2 protein-coding genes are annotated in these 2,212 nt (G+C 56.1%); both read left to right on the top strand.

Annotation, left to right across the window (positions count from 1 at the left end; translation table 11 throughout):
- The coding region (locus tag WBR68_RS31170) for a type IV secretion system protein (protein WP_230696241.1) at positions 1-876 on the top strand (876 nt) is incomplete at its 5' end.
- A 613-nt stretch (positions 877-1,489) separates the two neighbouring features.
- Positions 1,490-2,185, top strand: a complete 696-nt coding sequence (locus tag WBR68_RS31175; RefSeq protein ID WP_230696242.1) for a virB8 family protein — start codon at positions 1,490-1,492, stop codon at positions 2,183-2,185.
- Positions 2,186-2,212: the final 27 nt, after the last annotated feature.

Consider the following 2,212-nt stretch of genomic DNA (forward strand, 5'->3'; position numbering starts at 1 on the left):
AGTCTGGCCAGTCTTGGCGGGATCGCGAACTGGATCGACCAGTCGGTGACTAAGATGCTAACGAGCGTCATCACGCCAATGGTCGCGTCCATCACCGCGAAGCTATTGCCGTTCGTGTCCGTTTCTCTGTCCGTCGCGCTGGTCTGGTACGGGTGGCTTATCTGCTCGGGCGCCATTCAAACTCCGGTCCTCCACGCATGTCGACGAGTTGTCAATATAGCGATCATCGTAAGCATCGCGAGCGCGAATGGCCTGTACCAACAGCAGATTGTCGGTGTGATGCTCGACTTGCCCACCTCCGTGGCTCAGCTGTTCACGGGAACCGTCAAAACCCCATCCGAAATGATGGACGACGCGGCGAACAATGGCGCAGAAATCGGCACACGGTTGCAGGAGCGCGCACCAAGCGGTCTGAAGAAAATCGCGCAGGCCTTTGTCTTCGTAGTTGTCTCGGTCATCATCACCATTATCTCAGCGGTCATGAGCGCGATCGGTATGCTAGTGCTGATCACGGTAAAAGTTGGGATGGGCTTAGTCGTCGTACTCGGCCCGCTCTGCATCTTGGCCTTGCTCTTCGATACAACCAAGCAGTTCTTCAATAGTTGGCTGTCGCAGGCCATTTACTACGCGATTTATGCTGGCCTCTTTATGGTCGTTTTTATGTTCATCATGGGCATGTTCGGAATGCTCCAACAAGGTTTGATTGATCTGACCAAGGCGGACCAGATCAATATTTTTTCCATGCTAACGGCGATTGTATTTTTTATGATGTGCTCAAAGTTTATGTTGGAGCAGGTGTCTGTCGTTGCGTCCAAAGTAACGGGCGCCGGGTCCGGCGGAGGAATCTCTGTTCCTTTCGTCGGCAAGATTGGCTAAGATAGCCTGACACGCCATCCCTTCTACCAATTATTAGAATGAGGATCTAGATGGAACCCTTAAAGCCGCTTGGCAAAGCACTTTCTCAGAACCAATTGATGGGGCCTGATGTCCCCTTGTCGAGCGCCGTTTCCTCAGAGCAACCGATCTCCGCCTTTCAATGGATAAGCCTGGCCAAGGCGACGTGGACTTGGATACTCCGTCCGCTCTGGTATCTGTGCTTCAAGTGGCCGTCTCAATTGTTCCTGCTTGGGATGTCCACGCCGAGCTCGAAGAGCGATCGGGATTGGCGCAAAGAGCATCTCCGCGAACAGGGCGAGCGAATGACCGAGGCCATGACGCGAGACATGCGACAAGGGCGTTAACCCCGTCCCAAGCGTCAACATTAGGCTGGCCGGCTCTCCACACGGCCCGGACCCCGTTAAAGGCACAGCAATCGCTGTGCCTTTCTCATTGCGCTGCACATTAGTCAGCCGTCTCTGAATTAAATCCCCTCATCTCCTCGGAGAACCCATGAAGCTCGCCATTTCGGCCGCGCTCGCCGCGGCTCGCCCATTTGCGCCCGCACGAAACGTACGGCCCCTTAATCTCGTTCGGCAATCGGAGGACCAACATGTCCTTTGAAGACCCGAAGCTTTCGCTTCAGCAGGAGCTGGACCGAAACCGGAGCCTAGACCAGGACTTCCTGACGGAGATCCTTTCCTCCAGGTCAAAAGCATGGCGCGTCGCAGTAGGCGCATTTGTGCTGGCGTTCCTGGCGGTCGGCGCCCTGGCCTCACTGATGCTGAGCTACACGCCCCAGCCGCCTTACGTCGTGCGCGTCAACGATGCGACAGGTGAGGTCGAAAACGTATCCCAGCTCGGCGACGCACAGGAGGACTATGGCCCTCGGATCGCGCGCTACTTCGTCACTCAGTACGTGTTGTCGTGCGAAGGCTACGACTGGCGCACCCTGCAAAACATGTACGACCGCTGCGGGCTGTTCAGCTCGCCGGATGTGCAACAGCAGTACCACGCCAAATTTGAAGACGACCCCAAGACCGGCCGTGAAGCTCTGGACAAAAAGTATGGGGAACATACCCGCCTGGTCATCAACGTCCGGTCGATCACTCCGGGACCCAACCAGACCGCTACGGTCCGGTTCGCGCGCAGCGAGATGGGCCCCCAGCGCTCACCCAACAGTGAGCAATTTATCGCCACCATCGCCTACAGGTTTGTCAACGCGCCGATGCCAGAAAGCGTAATTCGCGACAACCCGTTGGGCTTTCAAGTCATTTCCTACTCGACCGCTGTCGAAACGCTGAGGTAATCGTCATGCAAAAAGCACAGATCAACG

This window comes from Achromobacter sp. JD-1, from assembly GCF_038594925.1.
Lineage (GTDB): Bacteria > Pseudomonadota > Gammaproteobacteria > Burkholderiales > Burkholderiaceae_B > Achromobacter > Achromobacter spanius_C.

Excerpts from the sequence above, each read along its gene's own strand:
- WBR68_RS31175 (WP_230696242.1), top strand. The coding sequence starts at position 1,490 with ATGTCCTTTGAAGACCCGAAGCTTTCGCTTCAGCAGGAGCTGGACCGA.